The following is a 26,143-nucleotide window of genomic DNA, read 5'->3' on the forward strand; positions in this document are numbered from 1 at the left end:
CTGAACCGGGGGTTAAGCCCTCCCGAACCGCGCCGGTCAACGCCGAAGGGCGCGTTTCCGTTCGGGCCGGGCCGGGCCAAACCTTGCCCGACAGGTCCTGTGACCCGACCGATACTGCCGGAGACCCTGCACGAGGTCCGGACCGATGAAGCCCATGCCGTTCGAGCCCGGACTTGAAACAGCCCCATCGGCGCTTTAGCCCGCGCAAGAGCACCAGCAAGAGCACCAGCTTGACCCGGGCACCAGCTTGACCCGAGCGACAGCGCGACCCGCGGCGGAACCCTCGATGACGGATCAGATGACCAGGAACGCAGACCGCAGCCTCACCGCCATCGTGCTCGCCGCCGGCAAGGGCACGCGGATGCGCTCGGACCTGCCGAAGGTGCTGCACCGGGTCGCCGGCCGGACCCTGCTCGGGCACGTGCTGGCCGCCGCGCAGGGGGCCGGGGCGACCCGCATCGCCGTGGTGGCGGAGCCGGGCCAGGACGCGGTCGCCCGCGAGATCGCCGCCCTGGCGCCCGGCGCGGCGGTCTATCCGCAGGCCGAGCGCCTCGGCACCGCCCATGCGGTGCTGGCCGCCCGTGCCGCCCTGGAGGCGGGCGACGACGACGTGGTGATCGCCTTCGGCGACACGCCGCTGATCACCGCCGACACCCTCGCGCGCCTGCGCGCGCCCCTGGCGCAGGGCGCGGCCGTGGCGGTGCTGGCCTTCGAGAGCCCGAATCCCACCGGCTACGGCCGGGTGCTGACGGAGGGGGACCGCGTCCTGGCGATCCGCGAGGAGAAGGACGCGAGCGCGGCCGAGCGCGCCGTCACCCTGTGCAATGCCGGCCTAATGGCCCTGTCGGGCCCCCATGCGCTGCCCCTCCTCACCCGCATCGGCAACGCCAACGCGGCGGGCGAATACTACCTGCCCGACGCCGTCGCCCTGGCGGTGGCGGACGGCCTGCCCGTCGCGGTGGTGCCGGTGTCGGAGGCCGAGGCGCAGGGGGTCAACGACCGGATCCAGCTCTCCGTGGCCGAGGCCGAGATCCAGGGGCGCCTGCGCCGGGCGGCCATGGCGGCGGGGGCGACCCTGATCGCGCCGGAGACGGTTTTCTTCAGCATCGACACGGTGTTGGGACGGGACGTTGTGGTGGAACCTCACGTGGTGTTCGGGCCTCATGTGACGGTGGGCGAGGCCTGCGTGGTGCACAGCTTCTCGCATCTGGAGGGCGCCACGCTTGAGTCCGGCGTCCAGATCGGCCCCTATGCCCGCCTGCGCCCGGGGGCGGTGCTGGAGACCGGCGCCCGCATCGGCAACTTCGTCGAGGTGAAGAACGCCCGGATGGGCGCCGGCGCCAAGGCGAACCACCTGACCTACGTGGGCGACGCCGAGGTCGGGGCGGGGGCCAATCTCGGGGCCGGCACCATCACCTGCAACTACGACGGGGTGAACAAGCACCGGACGCAGATCGGGGCGGGGGCCTTCATCGGCTCGAACACCGCCCTGGTGGCGCCCGTCCGCGTCGGCGCGGGCGCCATCGTGGGCGCCGGCTCGGTGATCGCCGGGGACGTGCCGGACGACGCCCTGGCGGTGTCGCGCGGTCGCCAGCGCAACCTGGCCGGCTGGGCGCCGGGCAAGCGCGCGGCCCTGCAGGCGGAGAAGGCGGCGCGGGCCACGAAACCGAAGCCGTGAGGCCGACGCGGGCGTGTGCTGAAAGCCCGCGTTCAGGATTGTCGGCGCAGGCTCCGAGGCGGGCTTGGCTGGCCGAGGTGGGCTTGGCTGGCCGAGGCGGGCTTGGCTGGCTCCGAAGCAGGCTTGGCGGCCGCCGGGTCACGCGGCTGGCGCGCCCCTGTCCCGATCCGGTACAAGCCCGGACGCATGCGACCGCGTCCGGGCCTCGCGCCGGGCATCTGAGAAACACCTGAGAGACCCAGACCCATGTGCGGAATCGTTGGCATCGTCGGACGGGACGCCGTGGCCGGGCAGCTGGTGGAAGCCCTGCGCCGGCTCGAATATCGCGGCTACGACTCGGCCGGCATCGCCACCCTGACGGAGGGGCACCTGGAGCGCCGGCGCGCCGAGGGCAAGCTCGCCAACCTGGAGATGCGCCTGCGCGACGCGCCGCTCGGCGGCAGCCTCGGCATCGGCCACACCCGCTGGGCCACCCACGGGCGGCCCAACGAGACCAACGCCCACCCGCACGCCACGACGCGCGTCGCCGTCGTGCACAACGGCATCATCGAGAATTTTCGCGCGCTGAAGGCCGAGCTGCAGGGCCAGGGCGTGCGCTTCGAGAGCGAGACCGACACCGAGGTGGTGGCCCAGCTCGTCAGCCACGCGATGGAGGGGGGCCTGGGGCCGGTCGAGGCGGTGGCGGCCTGCCTGCCGCGCCTGCACGGGGCCTTCGCCCTGGGCTTCATCTTCACCGGCCACGACGACCTCCTCATCGGCGCCCGCCACGGGGCGCCGCTGGCCATCGGGTTCGGCGAGGGCGAGACCTATCTCGGCTCGGACGCCCTGGCGCTGGCGCCCTTCACCCAGGAGATCACCTATCTCGACGAGGGCGACTGGGCGATCCTGTCGCGCGCGGGCGCCGAGATCCGCGACCCGGACGGACGGCCCGTCACCCGCGAGCGCCAGCGCATCGTCGCCCAGGCCTATCGGGTGGAGAAGGGCAACCACCGCCACTTCATGGCCAAGGAGATCCACGAGCAGCCCGAGGTGGTGGGCCGGACGCTGGCCCATTACGTCGACCTCGCCAACGGCCGCGTGGCCCTGCCCGAACCCCTGCCCTTCGACTTCGCCGCGCTCTCGCGGATCTCGATCACCGCCTGCGGCACCGCCTACTATGCCGGCCTCGTGGCCAAGTACTGGTTCGAGAGCCTGGCGCGCCTGCCCGTCGAGATCGACGTCGCCTCGGAGGCGCGCTACCGCGAGCCGCCGCTGGACCGGGACGGGCTCACCCTCGTGATCTCGCAATCGGGCGAGACCGCCGACACCCTGGCCTCCCTGCGCTACGCCAAGGGGCAGGGCCAGCACACCCTGGCGGTGGTCAACGTGCCGACCTCCACCATCGCCCGGGAGGCCTCCGCAACCGTGCCGACCCTGGCCGGGCCGGAGATCGGCGTCGCCTCCACCAAGGCGTTCTCGTGCCAGCTCACCGTGCTGCTGTGCCTCGCCATTGCGGCGGGCCGGGCCCGCGGCGCCCTGAGCGCCGAGGCGGAGCGCCGCCTCGTCGACGCGCTGATCACCGTGCCGGGCCTGATGGCCGACGCGACCAAGCTGGAGGGCGAAATCGAGCTGCTGGCCCGCGAGGTCGCCAAGGCCCGCGACGTGCTCTACCTGGGGCGCGGCACCAGCTACCCGATGGCGCTCGAAGGCGCCCTGAAGCTCAAGGAAATCAGCTACATCCACGCGGAAGGTTATGCGGCGGGTGAACTCAAGCACGGCCCCATCGCCCTCATCGACGAGAGCGTGCCGGTGATCGTGATCGCGCCCCACGACGCGATCTTCGAGAAGACGGTGTCGAACATGCAGGAGGTGGCCGCCCGCGGCGGGCGCATCATCCTGATCGGCGACGCCAAGGGCGCGGCCGCGGCCGGCCTCGACACCATGGCCACCGTGACGATGCCCGACCTCGACCCGGTGGTGGCCCCCATCGTCTACGCGGTGCCGATCCAGCTCATCGCCTACCACACCGCCGTCTTCATGGGCAAAGACGTCGACCAGCCGCGCAACCTCGCCAAATCCGTCACGGTGGAATAGGTCCGTGATGGGGGAGGCGGGTGCGGGCCGGCCCTTCGGAACCGCGACGGGCACGGCGGACCGAGGACCGCCAGTGGCCAGCCCCCTGCCACGGGCCTATGCTCGCCGGCACAGGCCCCTGCGACGGTCCACCGGGATGTTCCTGCAAGGGATCGTCATGGGAGGGTTTCATGGACGGAAAGACGGCGAGCCTGTTCCGGAGCGGCCGCAATCAGGCGCTGCGCATTCCGCGCGGGTTCGAGCTTCCCGGCACGAGCGCGCGCATCCGCCGGCTGCCGAACGGCAATCTCGAGATCGAGCCTCTGGGTGAGATCGGGCTGCTGGCCGCCTTCAAGGATGAGCCACCTCTGCCGCCGGACGATGCGATGGACCCGATCCCGGATCGTCCCGCAGAGCCCGTGGAGCGATGAGCGAGCGCTACCTGCTTGACACCAACATCCTCTCCGAGATCATCCGGGCGGGCAGAGACAGCGCCGTCCTGGGCATGATCGCCCGGGTCGGCCAGGACACCATCTGCACGAGCGCGATCGTGGCGAGCGAGATGCGCTACGGCGTCGAGCGCAAGGGCTCGACGCTCCTGCGTGACAAGGTGGAGCGTGCCCTGCGCAACATCGAGATCGTCCCCTACGCCTCCGACTGCGCGCACGCCTACGGCACCATCCGAGCGACGCTGGAGCGCGAGGGCAGGACGATCGGCGCCATGGACATGCTGATCGCCGCCCATGCCCTCGCGCTGAATCGAACCCTGGTGACGGACAATCTGCGCGAATTCGAACGCGTCGCCGACCTGCGCGTGGTCAACTGGCTCGACCCGGCCTCGCGGGAAGGCGGTCCCGCCGTGTAGGGACGCCGGCCGTCGCGGATTCTGTCCACGGTGCCAGGCCCTGATCGGTCCGACGCTCGACCTGACGAAGGAGGACCGGGCGCCGCGCGCCCGGTCCCGTGTCGCCTCACTCGGCCGGCTGCAGGGCCGGGAGCTCCGAGTCGAGGGGCATCGGGTTGCCGCCGAGCGCCGCCGCGAGCTTGACGTCGTCGACCTCGCCCTCCCAGCGGGCGACCACGATGCAGGCCACCGCGTTGCCGATGAAGTTGGTGAGCGCGCGGCACTCGGACATGAAGCGGTCGACGCCGAGGATCAGCGCCATGCCGACGACCGGCACCGAGGGCACCACCGCGAGGGTCGCCGCCAGGGTGATGAACCCCGAGCCGGTGACGCCGGCCGCGCCCTTGGAGGACAGCATCGCCACGAGGAGCAGGAGGCCCTGCTCGCCGTAGGTGAGGGGCGTGTCCGTGGCCTGCGCGATGAACAGCGCCGCCATCGTCATGTAGATGTTGGTGCCGTCGAGGTTGAACGAGTAGCCGGTGGGGACCACGAGGCCGACCACGGGCTTCGAGCAGCCGGCGCGCTCCATCTTCTCGAGGAGCGAGGGCAGGGCGGACTCGGAGGACGAGGTGCCGAGCACCAGCATCAGCTCTTCCTTGATGTAGCGGATGAGCTTGAGGATCGAGAAGCCGTTGTAGCGGGCGACGAGGCCCAGCACGCCGAGGACGAAGATAGCCGAGGTCAGGTAGAAGGCGCCGACCAGGTAGGCGAGGTTGGCGAGCGAGGCGATGCCGTACTTGCCGATGGTGAAGGCCATGGCGCCGAAGGCGCCGATGGGGGCGACCTTCATGATGATGTTGACGACGCCGAAGATGGCTTCCGACAGCACCTTGATGATGTCGAGGACCGGCTTGCCGCGGTCGCCCAGGAATGCGAGCCCGAAGCCGAACAGCACCGAGAAGAACAGCACCTGGAGGATCTCGCCGCCCGAGAACGCCCCCACCGCCGTGGTCGGGATGATGTTCATCAGGAAGTCGGTGATCGTCTGCGTCTTGGCCTTGTCGGCGTACATCGCGATCGACTTCGGATCGAGCGACTTCGGATCGATGTGCATGCCCGCGCCCGGCTGGACGAGGTTCGCCACGATCAGGCCGACGATCAGCGCCAGGGTCGAGAAGGTGATGAAGTAGATCAGCGCCTTGCCGCCGACGCGGCCGACCTTCTCCAGGTTGGTCATGCCGGCGATGCCGGACACCACGGTGAGGAAGATCACCGGCGCGATGATCATCTTGACGAGCTTGATGAAGGCGTCGCCGAGCGGCTTCATGTCCGCGCCGACCTGCGGGTAGAAGTGACCGAGGGCGATGCCGATCGCCACGGCGACCAGCACCTGGAAATACAGGGTCCGGTAGATCGGCTTGGGCTGGGGCGGCGCGTGGGGCGCGGTGAGGGGCGATGGTACAGCGGCCATGATGGCGTTCTCCCGGTGGGTCTCTCGAACGATGCCGGCGCGGCTCGGGGACGGCGTCCCGCGTCCGCGCTCTCTTGCTCTTGCGCCGAGGGGTCCGGCCTCCCCCGGCCGCGCCCCGGAGGGGTGCGGCGGCGGGGGCGGCGGCCCTGCGGCGGACAGTCCTGCGGTCGACGCAGGGCTGCATTACCCCTTTGGAATGGCAACCGGCATGCCAGGGCGAGCGCCGGCGAAACGTTTCGTTAAGCCTTTGAAATCGGGATCGTTTTCACGATGAGTCCGCGGCGCGCGCAGGATCGCTTTGCGAAAACCCGGACGCGGCGGCGAAATCCTTTCCGGGAAATCGCAGGGGTCCGACCGGCATGAGGCCCCGCGCCCAGCCGGCCCGATCCCGGCCGGAGGAGGGGCCCGGCGCGCCCCGGGCCCCCGCGTCGCAGGGGCCGAGCCGGCGGAGCCTCGTCCTGCTGGCGAGCGTCGCCGCGATCCTGCTCGCGGCCTGGCTCGCCGGGGGGATCGCCGAGCGCTGGGCCCTGGCCGATTTGCGCCGCACGGCGGCGGCGACGCTGGGGCTGCAGGTCGGCGTCCTAGCGGCCGAGATGCAGAAGCAGACCTCCCTGCCCCTGGCCCTGGCGGCGGATCCGGAGATCGCCGCCGCCGCGCAGGCCGCGCCCCCGGCGGACCTGATCGACCGCGTGAACCGGCGCCTCGCAGAGGTCGCCGCCGCGACGGACTCGGCGGTGATCTACGTCATCCGGCCGGACGGCGTCACGGCCGCGGCCAGCAATGCGGGGAGCCGGGGCAGCTTCCTCGGCCGGGACTACGCCTTCCGGCCCTATTTCCGGCAGGCGATGCAGGAGGGGTCCGGCTCGCAGTTCGCCCTCGGCACCGTGAGCGGCCGCGCCGGCCTCTACCTGTCCCGGCGAATCGGCGCCGCCGGCGGCGTCGTGGTGGTCAAGATCGAGTTCAACGGCGTCGAGGCGGCCTGGCGCGCGGCGGGGGACGGGGTGTTCGTCGCGGATGCGCGCGGCATCGTCCTCGTGGCGAGCGAGCCGGCCTGGCGCTTCGCCACCCTGCGCCGGATCGACGAGGCCGAGCGGCGGCGCATCCGCGAGGCCCTGGAATTCGGCGACGCGCCCCTCGACGACATGCCGCTCTATCCCGTCGCCGGCACGGAGGATCTCGTGCGCGTCGGCCAGGGCGCGCGCCCGGCCTGGGCCGCCCTGCGGCTGGACGCCCCGATCCCCGGCACCGCCTGGCGGCTCACCGCCCTGACGCCCCTGGGCCGCACCGTGGAGCGCGAGCGGGTCCAGGCCTGGATCATCGCCGCCCTGGTCACGGGCCTCGCCTGCCTCGGCCTCACCGCGCTGGCGGGCCGGGGCCGGCGCAACCGCGCGCGCCTCGCCCGCGCCTCGGCCCAGCGGGACGCCCTCGAGACCCGCGTCCGGGAGCGGACCCTGGAGCTCACCGACGCCAACCGGATGCTGCGCCTCGAGATCGAGGAGCGGCAGCGGGCGGAGGCCGAGCGCGAGCGCCTGGGGCGCGAGCTCGCCCAGGCGGGGCGCCTGGCCGCCCTCGGGCAGTTCGCCGCCAGCATGGCCCACGAGATCAACCAGCCGCTGGCCGCCATCCGCTCCTACGCCGACAACGCCGCCATCCTGGTCCGGCGCGGCCGGACGGAGGAGGCGGCCGAGAACGCCTTCGCCATCGGGCGCCTCACCGACCGCATCGGCGGCCTCACCCGCCAGCTCAAGGGCTTCGCCCGGCGCTCCTCCGCCAGGCGGGAGCCCGTGGCCCTGTCCGAGATCCTGCACAACAGCCTGGAGCTGGTGGAGGCCCGCGCCTCGGCCGCCCGCATCCCCCTGGTGGTGGAGGGCGCGCGCCCCGGCCTGCGGGTGCTCGGCGACGGGCCGCGCCTCGAACAGGTCGTGGTGAACCTGCTCCAGAACGCCCTCGATGCCGTCCAGGGCCGGACCGACCCGCGCGTCGGCGTGCAGGTCGCCGAGGAGGCGCCGGACCGCGTGGTGGTCGCGGTCCGCGACAACGGGCCCGGCATCCCCGAGGCGGTGCGGGCGCAGATCTTCGACGCCTTCTTCACCACCAAGTCGGACGGGCTCGGGCTCGGGCTCGCCATCGCCCGCGGAATCGTCGAGGATTGCGGCGGCAGCCTCACCGTCCAGGGCGATCCGGCGGGCGGCACGATCTTCCGCATGGCCCTGGTGAAGGCCGCGGCACAGGGGGGGACCGGGGTGGCCGGACCGGCGGAGGCGACGACGTGAGCGAGACCATGGCGGGGGCGGCCTCGGCGGAGCGGGTCGTCTTCATCGACGACGAGGCGGAGGTCTGCCGGGCCAACCGCCAGAGCCTGGAGCTCGACGGGTTCACGGTGGAGACCTTCGGGGCCGCCGGGCCGGCCCTGACCGCGATCCTGGCCGATCCCCCCGGCCTCGTCATCACCGACGTGCGCCTGCCCGACCTCGACGGGGTCGCGCTGTTCGCCCGCCTGCGCGCCCTCGACCCGGAGCTGCCCGTCATCCTGATCACCGGCCACGGCGACATCCGCATGGCGGTGGGGGCGATGCGCGACGGCGCCTACGACTTCCTGGCCAAGCCCTACCCGGCCGAGGCGCTGCTGGCCTCGGCCCGGCGCGCCCTGGAGCGCCGCCGCCTGGTCCTGGAGAACCGCCAGCTGCGGGCGCGCCTCGACGCCGCCCTGGAGGAGGATCCGGCCTTCCTCGGGGTCTCGCCCGGCATCGTGCGCCTGCGCCAGCTCGTGCGCGAGGTGGCCCAGGCCGACGTCGACGTCCTCGTGTTCGGCGAGACCGGCGCCGGCAAGGAGGTGGTGGCGAGCGCCCTGCACCGCTGGGGCCGGCGGGCCAAGCGCAACTTCGTGGCGATGAATTGCGGGGCGCTGCCCGACAGCGTCGCCGAGAGCGAATTGTTCGGCCACGAGGCCGGGGCCTTCACGGGCGCCCTGAAGCGCCGGGTCGGCCGGATCGAGCACGCCCAGGGGGGCACGCTCTTCCTCGACGAGATCGAGAGCATGCCGCTCAACCTGCAGGTGAAGATGCTGCGCGTGCTGCAGGAGCGCCGGGTCGAGCCGCTCGGCGGCAACGAGTCCCTGGCCGTCGACATGCGGGTGGTGGCCGCCACCAAGGTCGATCTCGGCCAGGCCGCGGCCCAGGGCACCTTCCGGGACGACCTCTACCACCGGCTCAACGTGATCACGATCGCGATCCCGCCCCTGCGGGACCGGCGCGAGGACGTGATCCTGCTCTTCCAAGAGTTTCTGCGACGGGCGGCCGCCCGCTTCGGCCGCGCGGTCCCGGCGATCACCGGACCGGTGCTCGACCACCTGCGCCGGCACGACTGGCCCGGCAACGTGCGCGAACTCGGGCACTTCGCCGAGCGCTACGCCCTGGGGCTCGCCGACCTGGAGCGCTCGGCCCCGGAGGCCGTCACCGCCGGCACCCTCGCGGATCAGGTCGACCGCTTCGAGCGCGGCCTGATCCGCGAGGAGCTGATCATGGCCGGGGGCGACGTCCGGCTGGCGGCGGAATCCCTGGGGACGCCGCGCAAGACCCTCTACGACAAGATCGCCCGCCACGGGCTCACGCCGACCGACTACCGCTGACGGCCCCGGTCGGGGAGGCCGGCCCTGGGGCCGGCCTCCCGCTTCAGATCAGTCGACGACCTTGCCGTCGGGGCCGACCTTGACCTTCTGCTCGCGGTCGGGGAGCGCCACCTTGATGTCGTACTGCACCGAGGCGCCCTCGCGCTCGACCTCGGCCTCGTAGGCCTTGCCGCCGCCGGCCTTCTGCTCGGCGATCTTCAGGGCGTCCTTGAGCGAGGTGGTGGCCTTCTGGAAGTCGGCCGGCTTCAGGCGGGTGAAGTAGCGCTCGATCGGCTGGTTCTCGGTCTTGTACAGGGCGCCGTCATCGGCGTTGATGCCGTACTCCACCAGCTTGCCGTCGGGGTAGACGACCTTGATGCTGTAGTGGTTCGGGTTCTTGCCGTCGGCCTTCTCGAAGTCGGCGTCGATGGCGCGGCCCTTCTCGCCCTGCTGCTCGGCGGTGGTCAGCGCCTGGGCGAGGGTGACCTTGCTGACGGCGGCGCGCTGGTACTCCTTCAGGTCCTTGTCCGTGTTGGCGTCCATCTTGGCGGCGGGGGTCTGGGCCAGCACGAGGCCGGAGCTCAGGGCGAGGAATCCGGCGGCGGCGGCGAGGCGGTACATCATGGCGGGTCGTCCCGTTTCGGGTTCGTTGAAGGACCCTGGAAACGGGCACCGGCCCGTTTGGTTGCCCCGCGTCGATCCGGTTGCCGCCGCCGGACCTCAGCGGGCCGACGGGCCCGTCGGGGCGAGGCCGCCGAGATGCGCGCGGTGCGGCGGCGAGGCGGACGCGGCGGCCGCCCGGGCCGCCTGCCGCGGCCCGGCGTAGCGGGCGAGCTTGCGCGCCGCGCCGGCGAACAGGCCCGCCAGGGCCAGCAGCGTCGCGTCGAACCAAACGAAGCGCGCCTGCCCGGCGAGGAGCCCGGCCCAGCCGTGATCGACCAGGGCGAGGTCGGCGGCCACCACCGCGAGATAGAGGCCGGCGGTCGCGGTCAGCGCCGCGCCCCAGGCCCGGCGCCCCGGCCCGGCGAGGGCCGCCAGGGTGACGAGGCCCCAGGTGGCGAAGAAGGCGGCGATCTCCCCGTCGCTCCGCCCCGGCAGGCCGAGGGGCAGCAGGCGGTTGGCGAGGAAGTAGGCCGCGATTCCCGCCGGCAGCCCGGCGACGGCGCCGATGTTGAGGGCCTGGACCAGGCGCAGGCCAGGCAAGCCCCGTTCGCCGGCCTTGGGCAGGCGCGCCACCGCCCACAGCACGAGGCCGGTGGCCACCATGGCGGAGCCCATCAGGCCGCAGACGAAGAACAGGATGCGCAGGGCCGGCCCGGCGAAATGCGCCTCGTGCAGGCCGACCAGGGTGGTGAAGGTCCGGGTCGCCGGCTTGAGGCCGCCCTGCCGGACCTCGCGCACCGCGCCGGTCACCCCGTCGAAGGCGACCTGCAGGTGCTCGTGCGAGAGCCCGTGCGGCTCCTCGAACACCGCCGTCACCACGGCGTTCGCGTCCCGCGGATTGGTGATCGCCAGCTGCTCCAGGGGCTCGGGCACCGTCGCCATGGCCGCGCGCACCATCGGGCCGATGGGCGCCAGGGTGCCGGGCTGCCCGGCGGGGGGGCGCGGCGCCGGGATCTGGCCGCTCTCGGCGAAGAAGGTCTGGGCCTCGCCCCTGTAGGCCGTGGTGATGCCCCAGGGCATGTACATCACGCTCAAGGTGACGATGCCCGTGTAGGTGATCATCAGGTGGAAGGGCAGGGCGAGGACGCCGGTGACGTTGTGGGCGTCGAGCCAGCCGCGCTGGGCCGACTTGTCCCGCCGCAGCGTGAAGAAGTCCGCGAAGATGCGCCGGTGCGTGATCACGCCGGAGATCAGCGCGACGAGCATGATCATGGCGCAGAGGCCGACGATCCAGCGGCCCCAGAGGGGCGGCATGTGCAGCTCGAAGTGGAAGCGGTAGAGGAAGTCGCCGCCCTTCGTGTCGCGGATCACCGCCGGCGCCCCCGTCGCCGGGTCGAGGCGGGCCTGCCCCGGCGGGGTGCCCGGCCTCGTCCGCCAGAACAGGTCGACGACCGGGCTGTCGGGGGTCGGCAGGCCGATGAACCAGCTCCGCGCCCCGCCCGCATGGGCGGTGAGGTGGGCGACGCCGAACTCGGCCGCCCGCACCTGGGCGTCGGGGCTGAGCGATTCGACCTGGCGGAGCTCGGGCCGCATCCAGCGCGAGATGTCCGTCCGGTAGTAGCTCGCCGTGCCGGTGACGAAGACCGCCAGCAGGACCCAGCCCACGACGAGGCCGGACCAGGTGTGGAGCCAGGCCATCGCCTGGCGGAAGCTCGTTCCCATGCATCCTCCGGGGGGGCGGGCCTGGCGAGGGTACGCGTTACCAGCGGTAGCGCAGGGTGGCGTAGACGGTACGGGGCAGGCCGTAGAAGCAGCTCGAGTAGCTGAAGCAGCCCGTGACATAGCGCTCGTCGAGGAGGTTCTGGGCGTTGACCTGCATCGTGAAGCCGTTGAGCGTCGCGTCGAGGTTCTTCAGGTCGTAGGTGAGCACGGCATCCACGAGGACGCTTTCCGGCACCTTGAAGGAATTGGCCGGGTCGCCCCAGGAGGAGCCGAGATAGCGCACGCCGCCGCCGAGGCCGAGCCCGAGCAGGGGGCCGCTGGTGAAGCGGTAGTCGACGAACAGCGAGGCGGTGGTGTCCGGGATCTGGACCGGGACTCGGCCCCGGAGCGGCACCTGCTGGTTGGTGACCTGGTTGAGGGTCGTGGTGATGTCGGAGACGGTGCGGGCGTCGATGACCGAGACGCCGCCGATGACGTTCAGCCCCTCGGCCAGGTTGGCCCGCGCCTCGAACTCCAGGCCCTGCACCCCCACGGCCCCGGTCTGCACCACGAAGTTCCGGTTGACCGGATCGGCGTTGGTCGCGTTCGAGCGGCGGATGTCGAAGGCGGCGGCGGTGAGCAGGATGTCGGTGCCGGGCGGCTGGTATTTGATGCCGGCCTCGAACTGGTCGCTGGTGATCGGATCGGGGATGCGGCCGACCGAGCCGAAATTCGCGTCGAAGATCCGCCCGGCGGTGATGGGCTCGAAGGCCTCGCTGTAGGAGACGTAGGGCGCGACGCCGTTGTCGAAGCGGTAGAGCAGGCTCGCCCGGCCGGTGAAGGCCTCGGAGGGCACGTCCTGGTTGGTCACGACGTTGGTCGTGAGGCTCCGGGTCGGGCCGAAATTGCTGGCCCAGTCGTAGCGGCCGCCCAGGGTGAGGACGAGGCGGTCGAACTTGATCTGGTCCTGGACGTAGAGGCCGGTCTGCTCCGACGTGATCCGCGCATCCGTGGTGAAGGGCGGCGTCGGGATGGTCATGGCGTAGTCGGGCGCCAGCACGTTCAGGCTGGGGGCCGCCGGGAAGGCCGTCGACAGGGTGCGGGTCTCGAACCTCCGGTAGTCCACGCCGACGAGGGCGGTGTGCGCGAAGAGGCCGGTGTCGAACTTGCCCACGAGGTTGTTGTCGATGGTGTAGGCATCGATCCCGACCCGGGTGGCGATGCGCGAGCGGTCGATGAGCGGCCCGCTGCTGAAGGGGCCGGTATTCTCGCTGAAGGCACTGTAGACGCTGCGGTAATCGCCCTCGGTGCGCAGGTAGCGCGCCGCCGAGTGGACGTGCAGCGCCTCGTTGATGTCGTGATCGAAGATGTAGCTGATCGAGGCCTGGGTCCGGTCCGAGCGCTCGAAGTTGCGGTCGCCGTCGTAGAAGTCCACCGGCAGGCGGCCGGTGACGCCGCCGCCGAAGTTGCGCGGGAACACCGTGCCCACGGCGGGGAAGCCGCCGTAGAAGCCCGAGAACGGATCGCGCTGGTAGTTGCCGATGAGGGTGAGCGAGGTGTCGGCGGAGGGCCGCCAGGTGACGCTCGGGTTGATGAGCACGCGCTCGACCTCCGTCGTCACCGCCGGGCCGTCGCCCTTCCAGCCGAGGCCGATCACCCGGTAGGCGAACTGGTCGGCCAGCGGCCCCGCCGCGGACGGGATCGGGCCGCCGATGTCGAAGCCGCCGCGGACCTCGCTGAAGCCGCCGCCCTGGACGAAGATCTCGCCGTGCTGGACGAAGCGCGGCATCTTGGACACGAAGTTGACGATGCCGCCGGGGCCCGACTGCCCGTAGAGCACCGAGGCCGGGCCCTTGATGACGTCGATGCGCTCCACCCGGAACGGATCGATGCTCGCCGAGGCGTCGCGGCTGCCCGGCAGGGCGAGGCCGTCGAGGAAGAGCGGCGCGGTGAAGCCGCGGATGTAGAACTGCTCCAGGCGGGTGGCGCCGGCGCCGCCCCGCTGCTCGGTGGTCACGCTCGGCGAATAGCGCAGGGCCTGGTTGATGGTGAGCGCGTTCTGGTCCTCGATCTGCTGGCGGCCGATCACCGAGATCGACTGCGCCGTCTCCAGGATCGGGGTGTCGGTCTTGGTGGCCACCCGACTCTGGGTGGCGACGTAGCCGGGCACCGGGCCGACCGCGCCGCCGGGCTGGCTGCCCGAGGCGTTCCGGCCCGCGCCGGCGCCCTCCACCGAGAGGGTGTCGAGGGTCACCGCGTCGGTGGCGTTCTGCGCCTGCGCATCCCGGAGCGCGAACCCGACCGCAGCAACGCCGGACAGCAGCGTGACCAAGAGACAGCGATGGGCTGCTCTGGCGACGGGACGGGCACGCTCATGCGACGCAAAGCAGTTCACAGCCAAAGACCATTCCAGGGTGAGTACGAAGGCGCTACCGCAGACGTGAATTGACTTACTTTCGGAAGCACCAAAACGTCTTGGCAGGATTCCCAATTCATCTGCAAGAGATATGTTTTTTACTTATTCCAGATTGGAACTGAGATGAGCAGACCGCGCGGACACCACCCTTAATCCCGCCCTCTGCGAAAAAACCCGCACCGCGACCCAAAGCGCACAGCCGGCGGAGGGGGCGTCGATCCGGGGACCCCGGACGGGCCGCGCTCCGGCGGCGCGGTCCGGGAGCGGCTTGTCCCCGAGGATCTCCGGGGAAGATCCCGAACGTCGGTCCACGCACCGAAACAGGATGTCCGACGTCTGCCGAGAGACCATGCAGACCCGGACGGATACTTGAAACGCGCGCCCACAACTCCATCTCAGAACCGTCGGTCGCATCCCGCCGCGGGCGGTTGAGGAGACCGCGCGCGCTCTTGCCGTCCTGGGAGGAGCGCCATGCCGGATCCGTCACAGCCGAGATCTTCGCCACCCGATCCGGTCCGGCAGGCCACGGTGCGGAACCGGCTCCTGCGGGCGATGGGGCCGGAGGATTTCGCGCGGCTCGCGCCGCACCTGGAGCCGATGGCGGGCGCGCTCCGCCAGCTGCTGATCCGACCCAACCAGCCGGTCGAGCGGCTGTACTTTCCCGAGAGCGGATTCGTCTCGATCGTCACCGAGGCCTCGGCCGGCCGGGTCGAGATCGGCCTCGTGGGCCGGGAGGGCCTCGTGGGCGCCACGCCGATCCTGCTCGACAGCGATCGGACCCCCCACCACGCCTTCGTGCAGAGCGCCGGCCGCCTGCTCGCCATCGACGCCCCGGCGCTCCTGGCGGCCGTCGGGCAGAGCCCGTCCCTGCGCCATCTGCTGCTGCGCTTCGTCCAGGTGCAGATCGTCCACCTGGGCGAGACCGCCTTCGCCAACGCCACCTTCACCCTGGAGGTGCGCCTGGCCGCCTGCCTGCTGATGTGCCACGACCGGATCGACGGCGACGACATCGCCATCACGCACGCGTTCCTGGCCCTGATGCTGGGGGTGCGACGCTCCGGGACGACCCTCGCGGTGCAGAACCTCGAGGGCCAGAACCTGATCCGGGCGCGGCGCGGGCGCATCACCATCCTCGACCGCCCGGCGCTGCGGGCCCTGGCCGACGGAAGCTACGGCACCGCCGAGGCCGAGTACGCCCGGCTGATCGGCGGGGCCTGATCCCCGCCGGGGGCCAATCCCCGCCAGGGGCCAATCCCCGCCGGGGGCGGCGGAGCGGAGGCCGCCCCGGCCCGCGCCGACCGGGCGCGCGCCCGGCAGGTCCTCGCCACCATCCTGGGCGGCTGAGAACGTCCGCGGCCGAGAACGCGCGCGGCTCGGCTCAGCCCCGGTCGGGCCGGGCCTCCCAGATCGCGGCCTCGACGAAGGGGCGCTTCAGCTGCGGGCCGGCGCCGCTGCGCAGGACGAAGTCGTTGGCGCCGGGATGGCGGCGGATGGCCTTGCCGAGGTTCAGCCGGTAGCCCGCCCCGAACACGAAGGGCGGCGCCATCGGGTCGGCCATGTAGGCGTTCACGGCCGCCGTCACCTCGGTCGCGGGAATGAGGCCCAGGTCGCACAGGGCGCGAATCGTCAGCTTCTCGGTCATGCGCTCTTCCATAGGCCCCCGGGGGGCGGGGCCGCAACGCGACCCGTCGCACGGGGCGCGGACGCGGTCTTGAGCCGCGGGAGCACAGGGGCTACCTCTTGGGACGGGGGCCAAGCTTGCCGGAACCCCGGCTCCGCACGCCGCGCGGGGCAGGGGCGTTCCGCGCAGGGCGCTCCGAGACGCCGTCCCCCCGGCCGAAAGTGCATCCGTGGCACCCACCCTGTCCCCCCCGCTTCCCCCACCCGAGCCCGAGGCCGGCGCCCGCCCGCGGGTGAGCGCGCGGGGCCGCCTGCGGACCTATTTCCTCACCGGCATCATCGTGTCGGGGCCGCTCGCCATCACGATCTACCTGACCTGGTGGTTCATCAGCCTCATCGACGGCTGGGTGAAGCCCCTGGTGCCGGCGAGCTACCTGCCCGACCATTACCTGCCGTTCTCGATCCCGGGCCTCGGCCTCCTCATCGCCTTCGTGGCGGTGACCCTGCTGGGCTTCCTCACCGCCAACCTGGTGGGGCGCAGCGTGGTCGAGTTCGGCGAGGTGCTGCTCGCCCGCACGCCGGTGATCTCCGGGCTCTACAAGGGCCTGCGCCAGATCTTCGAGACGCTGTTCTCCGCCAACGGCACCTCGTTCCGCACCGTCGGCCTCGTGGAATTCCCCGTGAAGGGCACCTGGTCGGTGGTGTTCCTGTCCGCGCCGGCCGCCCCGGACGTGCAGAACGCCCTGGCGCCGGGGGGCGACCATGTCGGCGTGTTCCTGCCCTGCGCCCCCAACCCCACCACCGGGTTCTTCTTCTACCTGCCCCGCACCGACATCGTGGAGATCGCCATGAGCGTGGACGACGCGGCCAAGCTGGTGATGTCGGCCGGCGTGATCCAGCCGGAGGATCCGGGGGCCAGGGATTCTCAAGCCAAGGATTCCCAAGCCAAGTTCCAGGCCATGGCGGCGAGCCTGCGGGCCGCCCACGGCGCGCCGAAGGCCGACGCCTGAGCCGGCCCCCCCGGCTCCCCGTGGTCGAAAGCTGACGCGGGGTGCCGTCTGCGACCGACCCGACCCTGGCCGCTCAAGGGAACGCGCGCTGGACCCGAAGGCGGTCGCCCGGCCATCCGAACCGGTCGGCGGTGGTCCGCATCGCAGACATGGCGAGGACGAGTTCGGTGAACGCCACCTGGCCGGTGATCAGGGCTGCGAGCCGGGAGACGGTCAGGGAGGGTGCCCCTGGGTTGGCACGGCCGCGCCTGCCACCGCTGGCCGACCTGTTCTCAGGTTCCATCGCCTTCGGCCTCCATCGATCCTCCGGGATTGACCATCGAGAGGCAATGGCGACATATGTCGGGAACGGTAATGGTGTCTGCCGGGCCTTGAGCCGAACCGCCGATCCTCGATGCGGCTGATGACTCCTACGATTCGCGATTTTGCGAACGGAGGAGTCATGCGCGCGTCGTTCCAAAACCTTTTTCACGACCTGGACCTCATCGGCTTCCTGCGGACACGCCGGTCGCATGCGATCTCCGTGGCGCGCTGGTCCGCGATCCTGCTGCCGATGGCCGTGGCGGTGGGTACGCTCTGCGCCGCCTTCCTGTGGAGCCTCGACGCGGCGACCCAGGCACGCTTCGACCGTCCCTGGCTGCTGTTCCTGCTCCCCGTCGGGGGCTTCGCCGTCGGCCTGCTCTACCGCCTGTTCGGTGAGAGCGTGGAAGCAGGCAACAACCTCATCGTCGAGGAGATCCACGATCCGGACGGCGGGGTCCCGCTCCGGATGGCACCCCTGATCTTCCTGGGCACCATCGTCACGCACCTGTTCGGCGGGTCGGCCGGCCGCGAGGGCACTGCGGTCCAGATGGGCGGCAGCCTCGCCAGCGCCTTCGGCAGGATGTTCGGCGTCGATGCCGCCGGGGTGCGGGTCCTCCTGATGGCGGGCATCGCCGCCGGCTTCGGCGCCGTGTTCGGCACGCCCATTGCCGGGGCGGTCTTCGCGTTGGAGGTCCTGGCGGTCGGGCGCGTCGAGTATGCGGCCCTGGTGCCCTGTCTCCTTGCGGCGGTGATCGGTGACTGGACCTGCCAGGCCTGGGGCATCCACCACGGGCTCTACCACGTCGATTTCCTCGCCGGTGGCGCCAAGGCGCTGACGGTGGAGCCGGTGCTGCTGGCGAAGGTCGTCGTGGCCGGCGTCGCGTTCGGTCTCGTCGGCCTTCTGTTCGCGGAAGCCAACCATCTCCTCGGCGGATGGCTGAAGCGCCGCATCCCGTACGGACCGCTCCGGCCGGTCATCGGCGGGCTCGCGGTCATCGGCCTCGTCTACGCCCTCGGCACGCGCGACTACCTCGGCCTCGGCGTCTCGGCGGCCGAACCCGGCGGGCTGACCATCACCAGCTTCTTCGGTCCGGACATCCATCCCTGGAGCTGGTTGCTCAAAATCCTCTTCACGGTCGTGACGCTGAGCGCCGGGTTCAAGGGCGGCGAGGTCACGCCCCTGTTCTTCATCGGGGCCGCGCTCGGGAATGCCCTGGCCGGATGGCTGGGCGCGCCCGTGGACCTGTTCGCCGCGCTGGGGTTCGTCGCGGTGTTCGCCGGCGCCGCCAACACGCCGCTCGCCTGCACGCTGCTGGGTATCGAGCTCTTCGGCGCGACCCACGGAGTCTACCTCGCCGTCGCCTGCTTCCTCGCCTACCTCTGCTCGGGCCACAACGGCATCTACCTGTCGCAGCGCATCGCCGTCCCGAAGGCGACGACGGGCCTTGCCGGTGGCGCAACCCTGCGCGAGGCCCGCACGGCCCGCGTTCCGGCCGCCGAGCCCCGATCCGACTCCCATCATCCCGGACACAAGGAGCCGTCATGAACCCGTCGCATCGCGTGGTCGCAACCGAGACAGGCATGATCCGGATCTACATGAAGCCTCGCGACCGGGCGGGCACCGGGCGGACCGGATGGTTCTTGCGCGGTAAGCCGCTCTATCGCGAGCTCGTCGCCCAGGCCAAGGCGGAGGGGCTCATCAACGCCGTCGCCCACCACGCCCATCACGGCTACAGCAACCACGGCCCTGTCCTCGACGACGGTGCGGAGTCCGCCAATCCCGAACTGACGATGTGCGTCGAGTTGATCGGGGGCCGCGATCAGCTCGAACGGTTCTGCGCCCGGCATGGGGGCCAGCTCGCGGGCAAGGTCGTCGTCTACCAGCCCCTGGAGCACTGGACGGTCGGATCCGTCATCACGGGCAAGGGTCACGAGACAGCGCCGAACGCGGCGACCGTGCCGTTCCCCCGACCGGGCGCGATCTAGTTTCCTTGCTTGGCGTTCGTCTTTTCGGAATCACCGGTTTCCCCTTGTCCCTGACAAACGCTCGGACGTGCGACGGTCTCGTTCGTTCGCCCGAGACGATCTCATGGGATCGGGAAGCGCCCCTCCGCCAGGACCAGACTGACCGACGTGACGACCAGGATCTGCGCAGGCCTGCCATCCCCGGCAAACGAACGGCTGTGATCCGTGATGAATTGACCGAAAGCGGATCGGCGGAAATCCGCCCGTCCCGGACGCTCGCTGCGGCGAGCCCAGCGTCAGCTGTCCCCCATCAGCCCGCCCCGAGCAGGCGGATCGCCGCGTCGCGCTCGAACAGGTAGAGCAGCACCCGGAGCGCCTGGCCCCGCGCGCTCGTCAGGCCGGGGTCGCGCTGGACCACGAGCTGCGCGTCGTCGCGGGCCACCTGGAGCAGTTCGGCGTCGGTCTCCAGGCTGGCAAGGCGGAAGGCGGCCATCCCCGACTGGCGGGTGCCCAGCACCTCGCCCTCGCCGCGCAGGCGCAGGTCTTCTTCCGCGATGCGGAAGCCGTCCTCGGTCTCGCGCATCATCTCGAGGCGCGCCCGCGAGACCTGGCCCAGCGGCCCGCGATAGAGCAGCAGGCAGGTGGAGGCGCGCGCGCCCCGCCCGACCCGGCCGCGGAGCTGGTGGAGCTGGGCCAGCCCGAAGCGCTCGGCATGCTCGATGACCATGATGCTGGCTTCCGGCACGTCGACGCCGACCTCCACCACCGTGGTGGAGACGAGGATCTTCGTCTCGCCCCGCTGGAAGCGCTCCATGGCGGCGTCCTTGTCGGGCCCCGGCATCTTGCCGTGGATCAGCCCGACCGCGTCGCCGAAGCTGTGGCGCAGGTCCCCGAAGCGCTCCTCCGCCGCGGCGAGGTCGACGAACTCGGATTCCGCCACCAGGGGGCAGATCCAGTAGACCCGGTCGCCGGCGGCGAGCGCCCGCCCCAAGCCCGCCACCACCTCGTCGAGGCGGTCGTTGGAGACGAGGCGGGTGGCGATGGGCTGGCGCCCGGCGGGCTTCTCGTCGAGCACCGAGACGTCCATGTCGCCGAAGCAGGTCAGCGCCAGGGTCCGGGGGATGGGGGTCGCCGTCATCACCAGGATGTCGACCGCCGCGCCCTTGGCGCCCAGAGCCAGGCGCTGGTGCACGCCGAAGCGGTGCTGCTCGTCCACCACGGCCACGCCGAGATCGGCGAAGACCACGCTGTCCTGGAACAGCGCGTGGGTGCCGACGACGATGTCGACCGCGCCGGCCGCCAGGGCCGCCAGGGTGGCCCGGCGCTCGGAGGCCTTGTCGCGCCCGGTGAGGAGGCGCAGGCGCAGGGGCGCGGCCAGGGGGGCGAGGCGCTCGAAGTGCTGGCGCGCCAGGATCTCGGTGGGGGCCATCAGGGCGGCCTGGCGCCCGGCCTCCACGGCCGAGGCCATGGCGAGGAGCGCCACCGCGGTCTTGCCGGAGCCGACATCGCCCTGGAGCAGGCGCAGCATGCGCCGGTCGGAGGCGAGATCGGCGCGGATCTCGGCCACGGCGCGGCTCTGCGCCCCCGTCAGCCCGAAGGGCAGGGCGGCCTCGATCCGGCCGCTCAAACGCCCGTCCCCCGCATTGGCCCGGCCGGGCGCCCGGCGGTTGCGGGCCCGCATCAGGGCGAGGGCCAGCTGCGAGGCCAGGAGCTCGTCGTAGGCCAGGCGCCGCCGGGCCGGGGAGCGGGGGGCCGCGCCGCCGCCCTCGGGCACGGGGGGCGGGGCCACCTCCGGCCGGTGCTCGGCCCGCAGGGCGTCGGCGAAGGCCGGCAGCCCCTCGCGGGCGATCCAGGCCGGGTCCTGCCACTCGGGCAGCACCGGCAGGCGATCCAGGGCGGCATGGGCCAGCTTCGAGATCGCCCGGGAGGTCAGCCCCTCGGTGGCGCCGTAGATCGGCTCGACGGTGGGCAGGGCGGCGAGCCCCGCCTCGTCGACGATGCGGGCGGGATGGACCATCTGGCGGTGCCCGTCCCAGAGGTCGATGCGCCCCGTGATGTAGCGGTGGCTCCCCAGGGGCAGCATCTTCTCGACCCGGGCCTGGGGCATGCCGAAGAACACCAGGGTGATGTCCCCGGTGGCATCCTCCACCAGCACCCGGAACGGCCGCCGGCCCGCCCCGGGCTGGGGCGCCCGGTAGCCCGTCACGGTGACGCCGAGGGTCACGGGCTCGCCGGGGGGCGCCTCGGCGATGGAGCCCATCAGGCGCCGGGCGACGCCGCCCTGCGGCAGGTGGAACAGGAGGTCGACGATCCGGGCCGGCTGCTCGGGGGTGCCGAGCAGCCGCTCGATCATCGGCGCCATCTTGGGCCCGATGCCGGGAAGGCCGCGCGCGGGCGCGAAGAGGGCATCGAGGACGCTCGGGCGGAGCAGGGGCTGGCGGGACGCAGGCTCGGTCATGCGGCTCGGGGGCGGGAAACGGGCGGATGGGAATCCGGAGGAGGGGGCAGGACCCGGGCGGAACCGGACGGCCCGGGCGGGATGGCGGCGCGGGCCGCTGACTCTATATACCGCCTGGAAGGCTTGGTCCCGCGACGGATGACGCACCGGGGCCGGGCCGGGGCTGCCACGATCCGAAGGATCCCCCGATCCAAGGATCACGGCATCCCGGGATCCCCGCATCACAGGCTGACCGCATGTCCGGCACCACCCGCACCAGCGCCGACCTCGATCCGCGCCGCCGCCGCACCCTCTTCCGCGCCTGGCACCGGGGCATCCGCGAGATGGACCTGATCATGGGCCGCTTCGCCGATGCCGAGATCGGCACCCTCACGGAGGAGGAGCTCACCACCTTCGAGGCCCTGATCGAGGTGCCCGACCGCGACCTGTTCCGCTGGCTCACCGGCGAGGACGCGACGCCCGCGAACTACGACACCCCGGTCTATCGCCGCCTCAAGGTCTTCCACAGGCACGACGCGCCGATCCACTAGGGATCGGCGCGCGCGCGACCCGTCAGCGCCCCCGACTTCCCGCCACCGGATTCCCGAGCATCGGGTTCGCCGGCCCCGGCATCGACGCCGGGGTCGTGGGAAGACCGTCGATCGGTCGAGGCCGGTCAGCGTCGGAGCTGAAAACACAAGAAGAGCGCCGGCCGAGAGGTGCTTTTCCTGCCGTCGATCATCGGGGCAGACCGTAGATCCGCAGACGTGCGCGCCGATACCCAAAAAACGACCGCGATAGTCCACTCCGAATCAACCAAACCCGCTCAAATTTTCGGCGAGATCAAGGGTGCAATGCTTTTGAAACTTTCACGATCTACTGTTCGGCGCAGAACATAAAAGTAGACTATCGCGCGAGCCTGGATGATGGGATCTTTGATGAAGCGGCGCGTTTTCGCGTATGCAACAGGTCTGGCCTGTTGTCTCGGGGGCCTCCAAGCCTACGCCCATGCCTCGAACGTCGCCGGCATCGTCATCCAGAAAGCCCGACAATTCGGCTTCCAGGCCGTCACCCTGCAGGCCGGCGGTTCCATCGTGCTGTCCAACGACGAGGCGACGGCCGTCCACCACGCCTATATCGAGGCGGACGGCGTCCGCCGCGACTTCGGCGACCAGGCCCCCGGCAGCCGCACCACGATGGTGTTCCCGCACCGGGGCGACTTCCTCGTCCTGTGCGGCGTCCACCCGAAGATGAAGCTGGCCGTCCACGTGGACTGAGGCGCCGGCGGGCGTGGATCGAGCGGACTTCGTCGCCCGATCCGCACCGGCAGGGTCCCGTCCCGGGGAGATTCGGTCACCGACCGTGGGCGTGCGCCGCCGATCGTCCGTCGGCCGAGGACAGGAACTGCACGTTCAGGCTGGCGCCGGACCGATGCCGCACGGCGCAGTCGAACTCGCGTCCATCCGCCTCGACGACGACCGCGAACCGATCCGGCACCTGGGCGGGCTGGCCCAGATGCAGCCGCGCCCCGCCCTGCGTCAGGTCGCGGATGGTGCAGGCGAGGCGCGCGCCGCCGGGCAGGCGGATCGCGGCGCGCAGGAGGACGCGCGTCCGTCGCTCTGTGCGCCGCTCCTCCATCCCGATGGTCCAGTCGTCCAGGCCCGTGCTGATGCGCGACACCCCGTCGGCCGCCTGCTGCATGCTGGCCAGGATCGCGCCCGTGGCCTGCGCCTGCTCATCCATCGCGGCGGTGACGCCGTCGACATGCCGGCTGATCGTGCCGACCGCCGCCGTGATCGTCGCCAGGGTGGTGGCGACCTCGCTGGAGACCGCCTGCATGCCGGCGATCTCGCTGCTGATCCGGTTCGTGGCGGCGGCGGCCTGGCCGGCCAGGGTCTTCACCTCGGTCGCCACCACCGCGAAGCCGCGCCCGGCCTCGCCGGCCCGGGCCGCCTCGATCGTCGCGTTGAGGGCCAGGAGATTAATCTGCTGGGCGATGTCCGTGATCATCGTCGCGACGCCGCTCATCGCCTGGGCCGCGCCGCGGAGCCGCTCGGTGGCGGCATCCGCCTCCCCGGCCCGGCCGTGGATGTCGTCCACGACGGTCTTGGACTGGGCCATGCTGCGAGAGATCTCCCGCGCGGAGGCGTTCATGACGTCGGCCGCATCGGTGACCGCCTGGACGTTGTCGAGGGTGCGCTCGGCGGTCTCGACCGCGACGGAGCGCGCCTCCATGTTGGCGGTGACGTCGGTGGCGTACTTGACGATCTTGGTCAGGCGGCCGGCGGGATCGAAGATCGGGTTGTAGCTGGCCTGGATCCAGACGGGCCGGCCGCCCTTGCCGAAGCGCTGGAACATGCCCGACGCGAAGCGGCCGGCGCGCAGGCGGTCCCAGAAGGCGGCATACTCGGCCGTCTGCGCGTAGCCGGGCTCGACGAACAGGGCGTGCGGCCGGCCCCGGATCTCCTCGATCCCGTAGCCGAGCGCCGTCAGGAAGTTGGCATTGGCGTCGAGGACCGTCGCGTCGGGGGCGAACTCGATCACCGCCTGCGAGCGGTTGACCGCCGCCAGCTGCGCCATCGCGTCCGCGACCTGCAGCTTCTGCGCGGTGATGTCGGTGGCGAACTTGACCACCTTGACCGGCACCCCGTCCCGGTCCCGGATCGGGTTGTAGGTGGCCTGGATCCAGATCTCGCGGCCGCCCTTGGCGATGCGCTTGAACTCGCCCGAGCGGAACTCGCCGCGGCCGAGATCCGCCCAGAACGCGCGGTACGCGGCCCCCGCGCGCTCGTCCGGATCCACGAACAGGCCGTGATGGCGCCCCTGGACCTCGTCGCGGGTGTAGCCCACCGCGGCCAGGAAATTGGCGTTGGCCTCCAGGATCGTGCCGTCGAGGGCGAAGGCGATGACGGCCTGGGAGCGCTGCAGGGCCTCGAGCTGCCCGTCGTGGTCGATGCTGCGCAGGACCTCCGCGGTGACGTCGGTGGCGAGCTTGACCACCCGGGTCACGCGCCCGGCGCGATCGCGGACCGGGTTGTAGGTGGCCTGGATCCAGACCGCCCGGCCATCCTTCGCGAAGCGCTTGAACGCGCGCGTCTGCGGCTCGCCGCGGCGCAGGGCGTCCCAGAACGCACGATAGGCTTCGCTGGCCCGCTCTTCGGGGGAGACGAAGCGCCCGTGGGGCTCTCCCGTCACCTCGGCGAGGGTGTAGCCCATCAGGTCGAGGAAGAGGTCGTTGGCGGTGAGCACCGTGCCGTCGGGGGTGAACTCGATGCGGGCCCGGGACCTGTCGATGGCGGCCATCAGCGCGCGCAGATCGGTGTCGAAGAACGGCACGGAGGGCCCCCCACGATGCGCAGCCCGCATCCGAACCCGTCCTACGAGAGTCTGATTAAGCAAACCCGAAACATCTTAAAGTCGAGGACTCGAACACCTTCAATCTTTGACGCGATGCGCTTCACGGAGTCGCGATCTCGACATTCATCGATGAGGTTAAACAATGTTGTTGCTGGGCAGCACAGGGCGCCTTGCCTGACCGGGTGAGGGACCGGCCCGGGCCGCCGCGCAGCCCCGCCCGACGGGCTTCCCAAATGCCGATCCGCCAAACGTCGATCCGCCAAACGTCGATCTGCCAAGCGTCGATCCACCGGGCGGGCGAGCCCGACGCGGGGCCGGATCGCGAAAGGTCTTGACAATATTCCTAATTCGTGTCCCTATCTTCCGACCTGCCGCCCGTACGAATCGGGAGCCCGACCGGAGACCGACCGGACGGGCTGGGGGCGGCGGGGCGGTGCCCGCGTCGGTGGCTTCGGTCGCTGCCGCCCCGGGCGACGGCTCGCTATGACCGCCGGCTCGGCACAGGGCGGCGCGCCGGGGGAGGAAATGCCCCCGCCGTCCGACCCGTCGCTGGGCCAGCGGGAAGACGCTGCGGCGCCGCCCATGACGAGGCGGCGTGCGACGAAGGCTCGCTCCGAAGCGTGCGGGGTCTCCCCAGAACCCGCCGAACTTAGCGCCAGCGCGAGCCCCGTCGGAGACACCGCGACGCCAACGGCCCCGGCGGCGACGCCGGAGCCGAGGGACGCCGGGGAACCGGCAACATTCCAAGCGCAACACAGGGTTCCGCGGCGTCCCGCGTCCCCGTCCGCGCGTCGACATCTGGGCCATGCCTCCGGCGCGGAACCGCGCGCGGGGGTGAAGCCGCGTGGGGAGGGGGAACCCGCCGCCGGTCGAGGTCCGCGGGCCGCTGCGCTGGATCAACGCGGCGGGGTAGGTTAACGCCGGTTACGGCGGGGGGCGGGTCTGGTAAGGACCGGGCTCAGGGATACATACGGTCCCGTCCCCTTGCGCGTCCGTCCCGCCGGTCCGCCCCCGGGGGGGAACGAAACGTCCTTTCGAGGCCGCCGAGGCGGTCCTTCCGAGATAGGATGGCGGACGGA

The 26,143-nt window shown here is 71.6% G+C and carries 19 protein-coding genes and 1 riboswitch; of the genes, 12 read left to right on the top strand and 7 right to left on the bottom strand.

What is annotated here, in order from left to right:
- Nucleotides 1-298 precede the first annotated feature (298 nt).
- From glmU to ASF18_RS03980, 4 genes are all read left to right on the top strand, one after another.
- Nucleotides 299-1,678: a bifunctional UDP-N-acetylglucosamine diphosphorylase/glucosamine-1-phosphate N-acetyltransferase GlmU gene (gene glmU, locus ASF18_RS03965; protein WP_244472568.1), complete on the top strand. Its 1,380-nt coding sequence runs from the start codon at nt 299-301 to the stop codon at nt 1,676-1,678.
- A 246-nt stretch (nt 1,679-1,924) separates the two neighbouring features.
- Nucleotides 1,925-3,751 (top strand): glutamine--fructose-6-phosphate transaminase (isomerizing), encoded by a 1,827-nt coding sequence (gene glmS, locus ASF18_RS03970; protein WP_056221892.1) that lies wholly within the window; start codon nt 1,925-1,927, stop codon nt 3,749-3,751.
- Between the two features lie 170 nt (nt 3,752-3,921).
- A complete protein-coding gene (locus ASF18_RS03975; protein ID WP_056221894.1) occupies nt 3,922-4,161 on the top strand; it encodes a hypothetical protein in 240 nt (79 codons plus the stop codon).
- The gene (locus ASF18_RS03980; protein WP_056221897.1) at nt 4,158-4,595 is read left to right on the top strand and encodes a type II toxin-antitoxin system VapC family toxin; all 438 of its coding nucleotides are present in this window, start codon (nt 4,158-4,160) and stop codon (nt 4,593-4,595) included. The genes ASF18_RS03975 and ASF18_RS03980 overlap by 4 nt, the downstream gene beginning before the upstream one ends.
- 106 nt (nt 4,596-4,701) lie before the next feature.
- On the opposite strand, the gene ASF18_RS03985 is transcribed toward ASF18_RS03980, so the two are convergent.
- On the bottom strand, nt 4,702-6,045 hold the full coding sequence (locus ASF18_RS03985) for a dicarboxylate/amino acid:cation symporter (protein WP_056221902.1): 1,344 nt from the start codon (nt 6,043-6,045) through the stop codon (nt 4,702-4,704).
- A 359-nt stretch (nt 6,046-6,404) separates the two neighbouring features.
- On the opposite strand from ASF18_RS03985, the gene ASF18_RS03990 reads away from it, so the two are divergent.
- A complete protein-coding gene (locus tag ASF18_RS03990) occupies nt 6,405-8,318 on the top strand; it encodes an ATP-binding protein (RefSeq protein ID WP_082487046.1) in 1,914 nt (637 codons plus the stop codon).
- Between the two features lie 8 nt (nt 8,319-8,326).
- On the top strand, nt 8,327-9,673 hold the full coding sequence (locus ASF18_RS03995) for a sigma-54 dependent transcriptional regulator (RefSeq protein ID WP_056275093.1): 1,347 nt from the start codon (nt 8,327-8,329) through the stop codon (nt 9,671-9,673).
- Nucleotides 9,674-9,721: 48 nt separating this feature from the next.
- On the opposite strand, the gene ASF18_RS04000 is transcribed toward ASF18_RS03995, so the two are convergent.
- The 3 genes from ASF18_RS04000 to ASF18_RS04010 form a co-directional block, all read right to left on the bottom strand.
- Nucleotides 9,722-10,276, bottom strand: coding sequence for a PepSY domain-containing protein (locus ASF18_RS04000; protein WP_056221905.1), 555 nt, complete (start codon nt 10,274-10,276; stop codon nt 9,722-9,724).
- 96 nt (nt 10,277-10,372) lie between these two features.
- Entirely contained in the window at nt 10,373-11,977 is a 1,605-nt protein-coding gene (locus ASF18_RS04005; protein WP_056349700.1) for a PepSY-associated TM helix domain-containing protein, read from the bottom strand.
- Nucleotides 11,978-12,014: 37 nt separating this feature from the next.
- The gene (locus ASF18_RS04010; protein WP_244472581.1) at nt 12,015-14,279 is read right to left on the bottom strand and encodes a TonB-dependent siderophore receptor; all 2,265 of its coding nucleotides are present in this window, start codon (nt 14,277-14,279) and stop codon (nt 12,015-12,017) included.
- Between the two features lie 564 nt (nt 14,280-14,843).
- Here ASF18_RS04010 and ASF18_RS04015 point away from each other — a divergent pair.
- The gene (locus ASF18_RS04015) at nt 14,844-15,590 is read left to right on the top strand and encodes a Crp/Fnr family transcriptional regulator (RefSeq protein WP_056349704.1); all 747 of its coding nucleotides are present in this window, start codon (nt 14,844-14,846) and stop codon (nt 15,588-15,590) included.
- 160 nt (nt 15,591-15,750) lie between these two features.
- Here ASF18_RS04015 and ASF18_RS04020 read toward each other — a convergent pair whose 3' ends face one another.
- Complete coding sequence (locus ASF18_RS04020; RefSeq protein ID WP_056221917.1) at nt 15,751-16,014, bottom strand: hypothetical protein; 264 nt, start codon at nt 16,012-16,014, stop codon at nt 15,751-15,753.
- Nucleotides 16,015-16,222: 208 nt separating this feature from the next.
- On the opposite strand from ASF18_RS04020, the gene ASF18_RS04025 reads away from it, so the two are divergent.
- The 3 genes from ASF18_RS04025 (at nt 16,223) to ASF18_RS04040 (ending at nt 19,291) form a co-directional block, all read left to right on the top strand.
- Entirely contained in the window at nt 16,223-17,002 is a 780-nt protein-coding gene (locus ASF18_RS04025; protein ID WP_056349706.1) for a DUF502 domain-containing protein, read from the top strand.
- A gap of 341 nt (nt 17,003-17,343) precedes the next feature.
- A riboswitch (Fluoride riboswitch) is annotated at nt 17,344-17,422 on the top strand.
- A gap of 22 nt (nt 17,423-17,444) precedes the next feature.
- Nucleotides 17,445-18,851, top strand: coding sequence for a voltage-gated chloride channel family protein (locus ASF18_RS04035; RefSeq protein ID WP_056349710.1), 1,407 nt, complete (start codon nt 17,445-17,447; stop codon nt 18,849-18,851).
- Nucleotides 18,848-19,291: a DUF190 domain-containing protein gene (locus tag ASF18_RS04040; RefSeq protein WP_056349712.1), complete on the top strand. Its 444-nt coding sequence runs from the start codon at nt 18,848-18,850 to the stop codon at nt 19,289-19,291. The genes ASF18_RS04035 and ASF18_RS04040 overlap by 4 nt, the downstream gene beginning before the upstream one ends.
- Nucleotides 19,292-19,580: 289 nt before the next feature.
- Here the strand turns inward: ASF18_RS04040 and recG are convergent, their stop codons facing one another.
- A complete protein-coding gene (gene recG, locus ASF18_RS04045) occupies nt 19,581-21,728 on the bottom strand; it encodes an ATP-dependent DNA helicase RecG (RefSeq protein ID WP_056349714.1) in 2,148 nt (715 codons plus the stop codon).
- A gap of 236 nt (nt 21,729-21,964) precedes the next feature.
- On the opposite strand from recG, the gene ASF18_RS04050 reads away from it, so the two are divergent.
- Nucleotides 21,965-22,258, top strand: coding sequence for a succinate dehydrogenase assembly factor 2 (locus ASF18_RS04050; protein ID WP_056349717.1), 294 nt, complete (start codon nt 21,965-21,967; stop codon nt 22,256-22,258).
- Between the two features lie 387 nt (nt 22,259-22,645).
- The gene (locus tag ASF18_RS04055) at nt 22,646-22,984 is read left to right on the top strand and encodes a hypothetical protein (RefSeq protein WP_056221935.1); all 339 of its coding nucleotides are present in this window, start codon (nt 22,646-22,648) and stop codon (nt 22,982-22,984) included.
- 76 nt (nt 22,985-23,060) lie between these two features.
- Here ASF18_RS04055 and ASF18_RS04060 read toward each other — a convergent pair whose 3' ends face one another.
- On the bottom strand, nt 23,061-25,073 hold the full coding sequence (locus tag ASF18_RS04060) for a PAS domain-containing protein (protein WP_244472569.1): 2,013 nt from the start codon (nt 25,071-25,073) through the stop codon (nt 23,061-23,063).
- Between the last annotated feature and the right edge of the window lie 1,070 nt (nt 25,074-26,143).

Source organism: Methylobacterium sp. Leaf89 (assembly GCF_001422215.1).
In the GTDB taxonomy this organism is placed as follows: Bacteria; Pseudomonadota; Alphaproteobacteria; order Rhizobiales; family Beijerinckiaceae; genus Methylobacterium.

What these genes read in the sequence shown, in the direction of transcription:
- glmU (WP_244472568.1), top strand. Translation starts at nt 299, where the DNA reads ATGACCAGGAACGCAGACCGCAGCCTCACCGCCATCGTGCTCGCCGCC.
- glmS (WP_056221892.1), top strand. Translation starts at nt 1,925, where the DNA reads ATGTGCGGAATCGTTGGCATCGTCGGACGGGACGCCGTGGCCGGGCAG.
- ASF18_RS03975 (WP_056221894.1), top strand. Translation starts at nt 3,922, where the DNA reads ATGGACGGAAAGACGGCGAGCCTGTTCCGGAGCGGCCGCAATCAGGCG.
- ASF18_RS03980 (WP_056221897.1), top strand. Translation starts at nt 4,158, where the DNA reads ATGAGCGAGCGCTACCTGCTTGACACCAACATCCTCTCCGAGATCATC.
- ASF18_RS03985 (WP_056221902.1), bottom strand. Translation starts at nt 6,045, where the DNA reads ATGGCCGCTGTACCATCGCCCCTCACCGCGCCCCACGCGCCGCCCCAG.
- ASF18_RS03990 (WP_082487046.1), top strand. Translation starts at nt 6,405, where the DNA reads ATGAGGCCCCGCGCCCAGCCGGCCCGATCCCGGCCGGAGGAGGGGCCC.
- ASF18_RS03995 (WP_056275093.1), top strand. Translation starts at nt 8,327, where the DNA reads ATGGCGGGGGCGGCCTCGGCGGAGCGGGTCGTCTTCATCGACGACGAG.
- ASF18_RS04000 (WP_056221905.1), bottom strand. Translation starts at nt 10,276, where the DNA reads ATGATGTACCGCCTCGCCGCCGCCGCCGGATTCCTCGCCCTGAGCTCC.
- ASF18_RS04005 (WP_056349700.1), bottom strand. Translation starts at nt 11,977, where the DNA reads ATGGGAACGAGCTTCCGCCAGGCGATGGCCTGGCTCCACACCTGGTCC.
- ASF18_RS04015 (WP_056349704.1), top strand. Translation starts at nt 14,844, where the DNA reads ATGCCGGATCCGTCACAGCCGAGATCTTCGCCACCCGATCCGGTCCGG.
- ASF18_RS04020 (WP_056221917.1), bottom strand. Translation starts at nt 16,014, where the DNA reads ATGACCGAGAAGCTGACGATTCGCGCCCTGTGCGACCTGGGCCTCATT.
- ASF18_RS04035 (WP_056349710.1), top strand. Translation starts at nt 17,445, where the DNA reads ATGCGCGCGTCGTTCCAAAACCTTTTTCACGACCTGGACCTCATCGGC.
- ASF18_RS04040 (WP_056349712.1), top strand. Translation starts at nt 18,848, where the DNA reads ATGAACCCGTCGCATCGCGTGGTCGCAACCGAGACAGGCATGATCCGG.
- recG (WP_056349714.1), bottom strand. Translation starts at nt 21,728, where the DNA reads ATGACCGAGCCTGCGTCCCGCCAGCCCCTGCTCCGCCCGAGCGTCCTC.
- ASF18_RS04050 (WP_056349717.1), top strand. Translation starts at nt 21,965, where the DNA reads ATGTCCGGCACCACCCGCACCAGCGCCGACCTCGATCCGCGCCGCCGC.
- ASF18_RS04055 (WP_056221935.1), top strand. Translation starts at nt 22,646, where the DNA reads ATGAAGCGGCGCGTTTTCGCGTATGCAACAGGTCTGGCCTGTTGTCTC.
- ASF18_RS04060 (WP_244472569.1), bottom strand. Translation starts at nt 25,073, where the DNA reads ATGCGGGCTGCGCATCGTGGGGGGCCCTCCGTGCCGTTCTTCGACACC.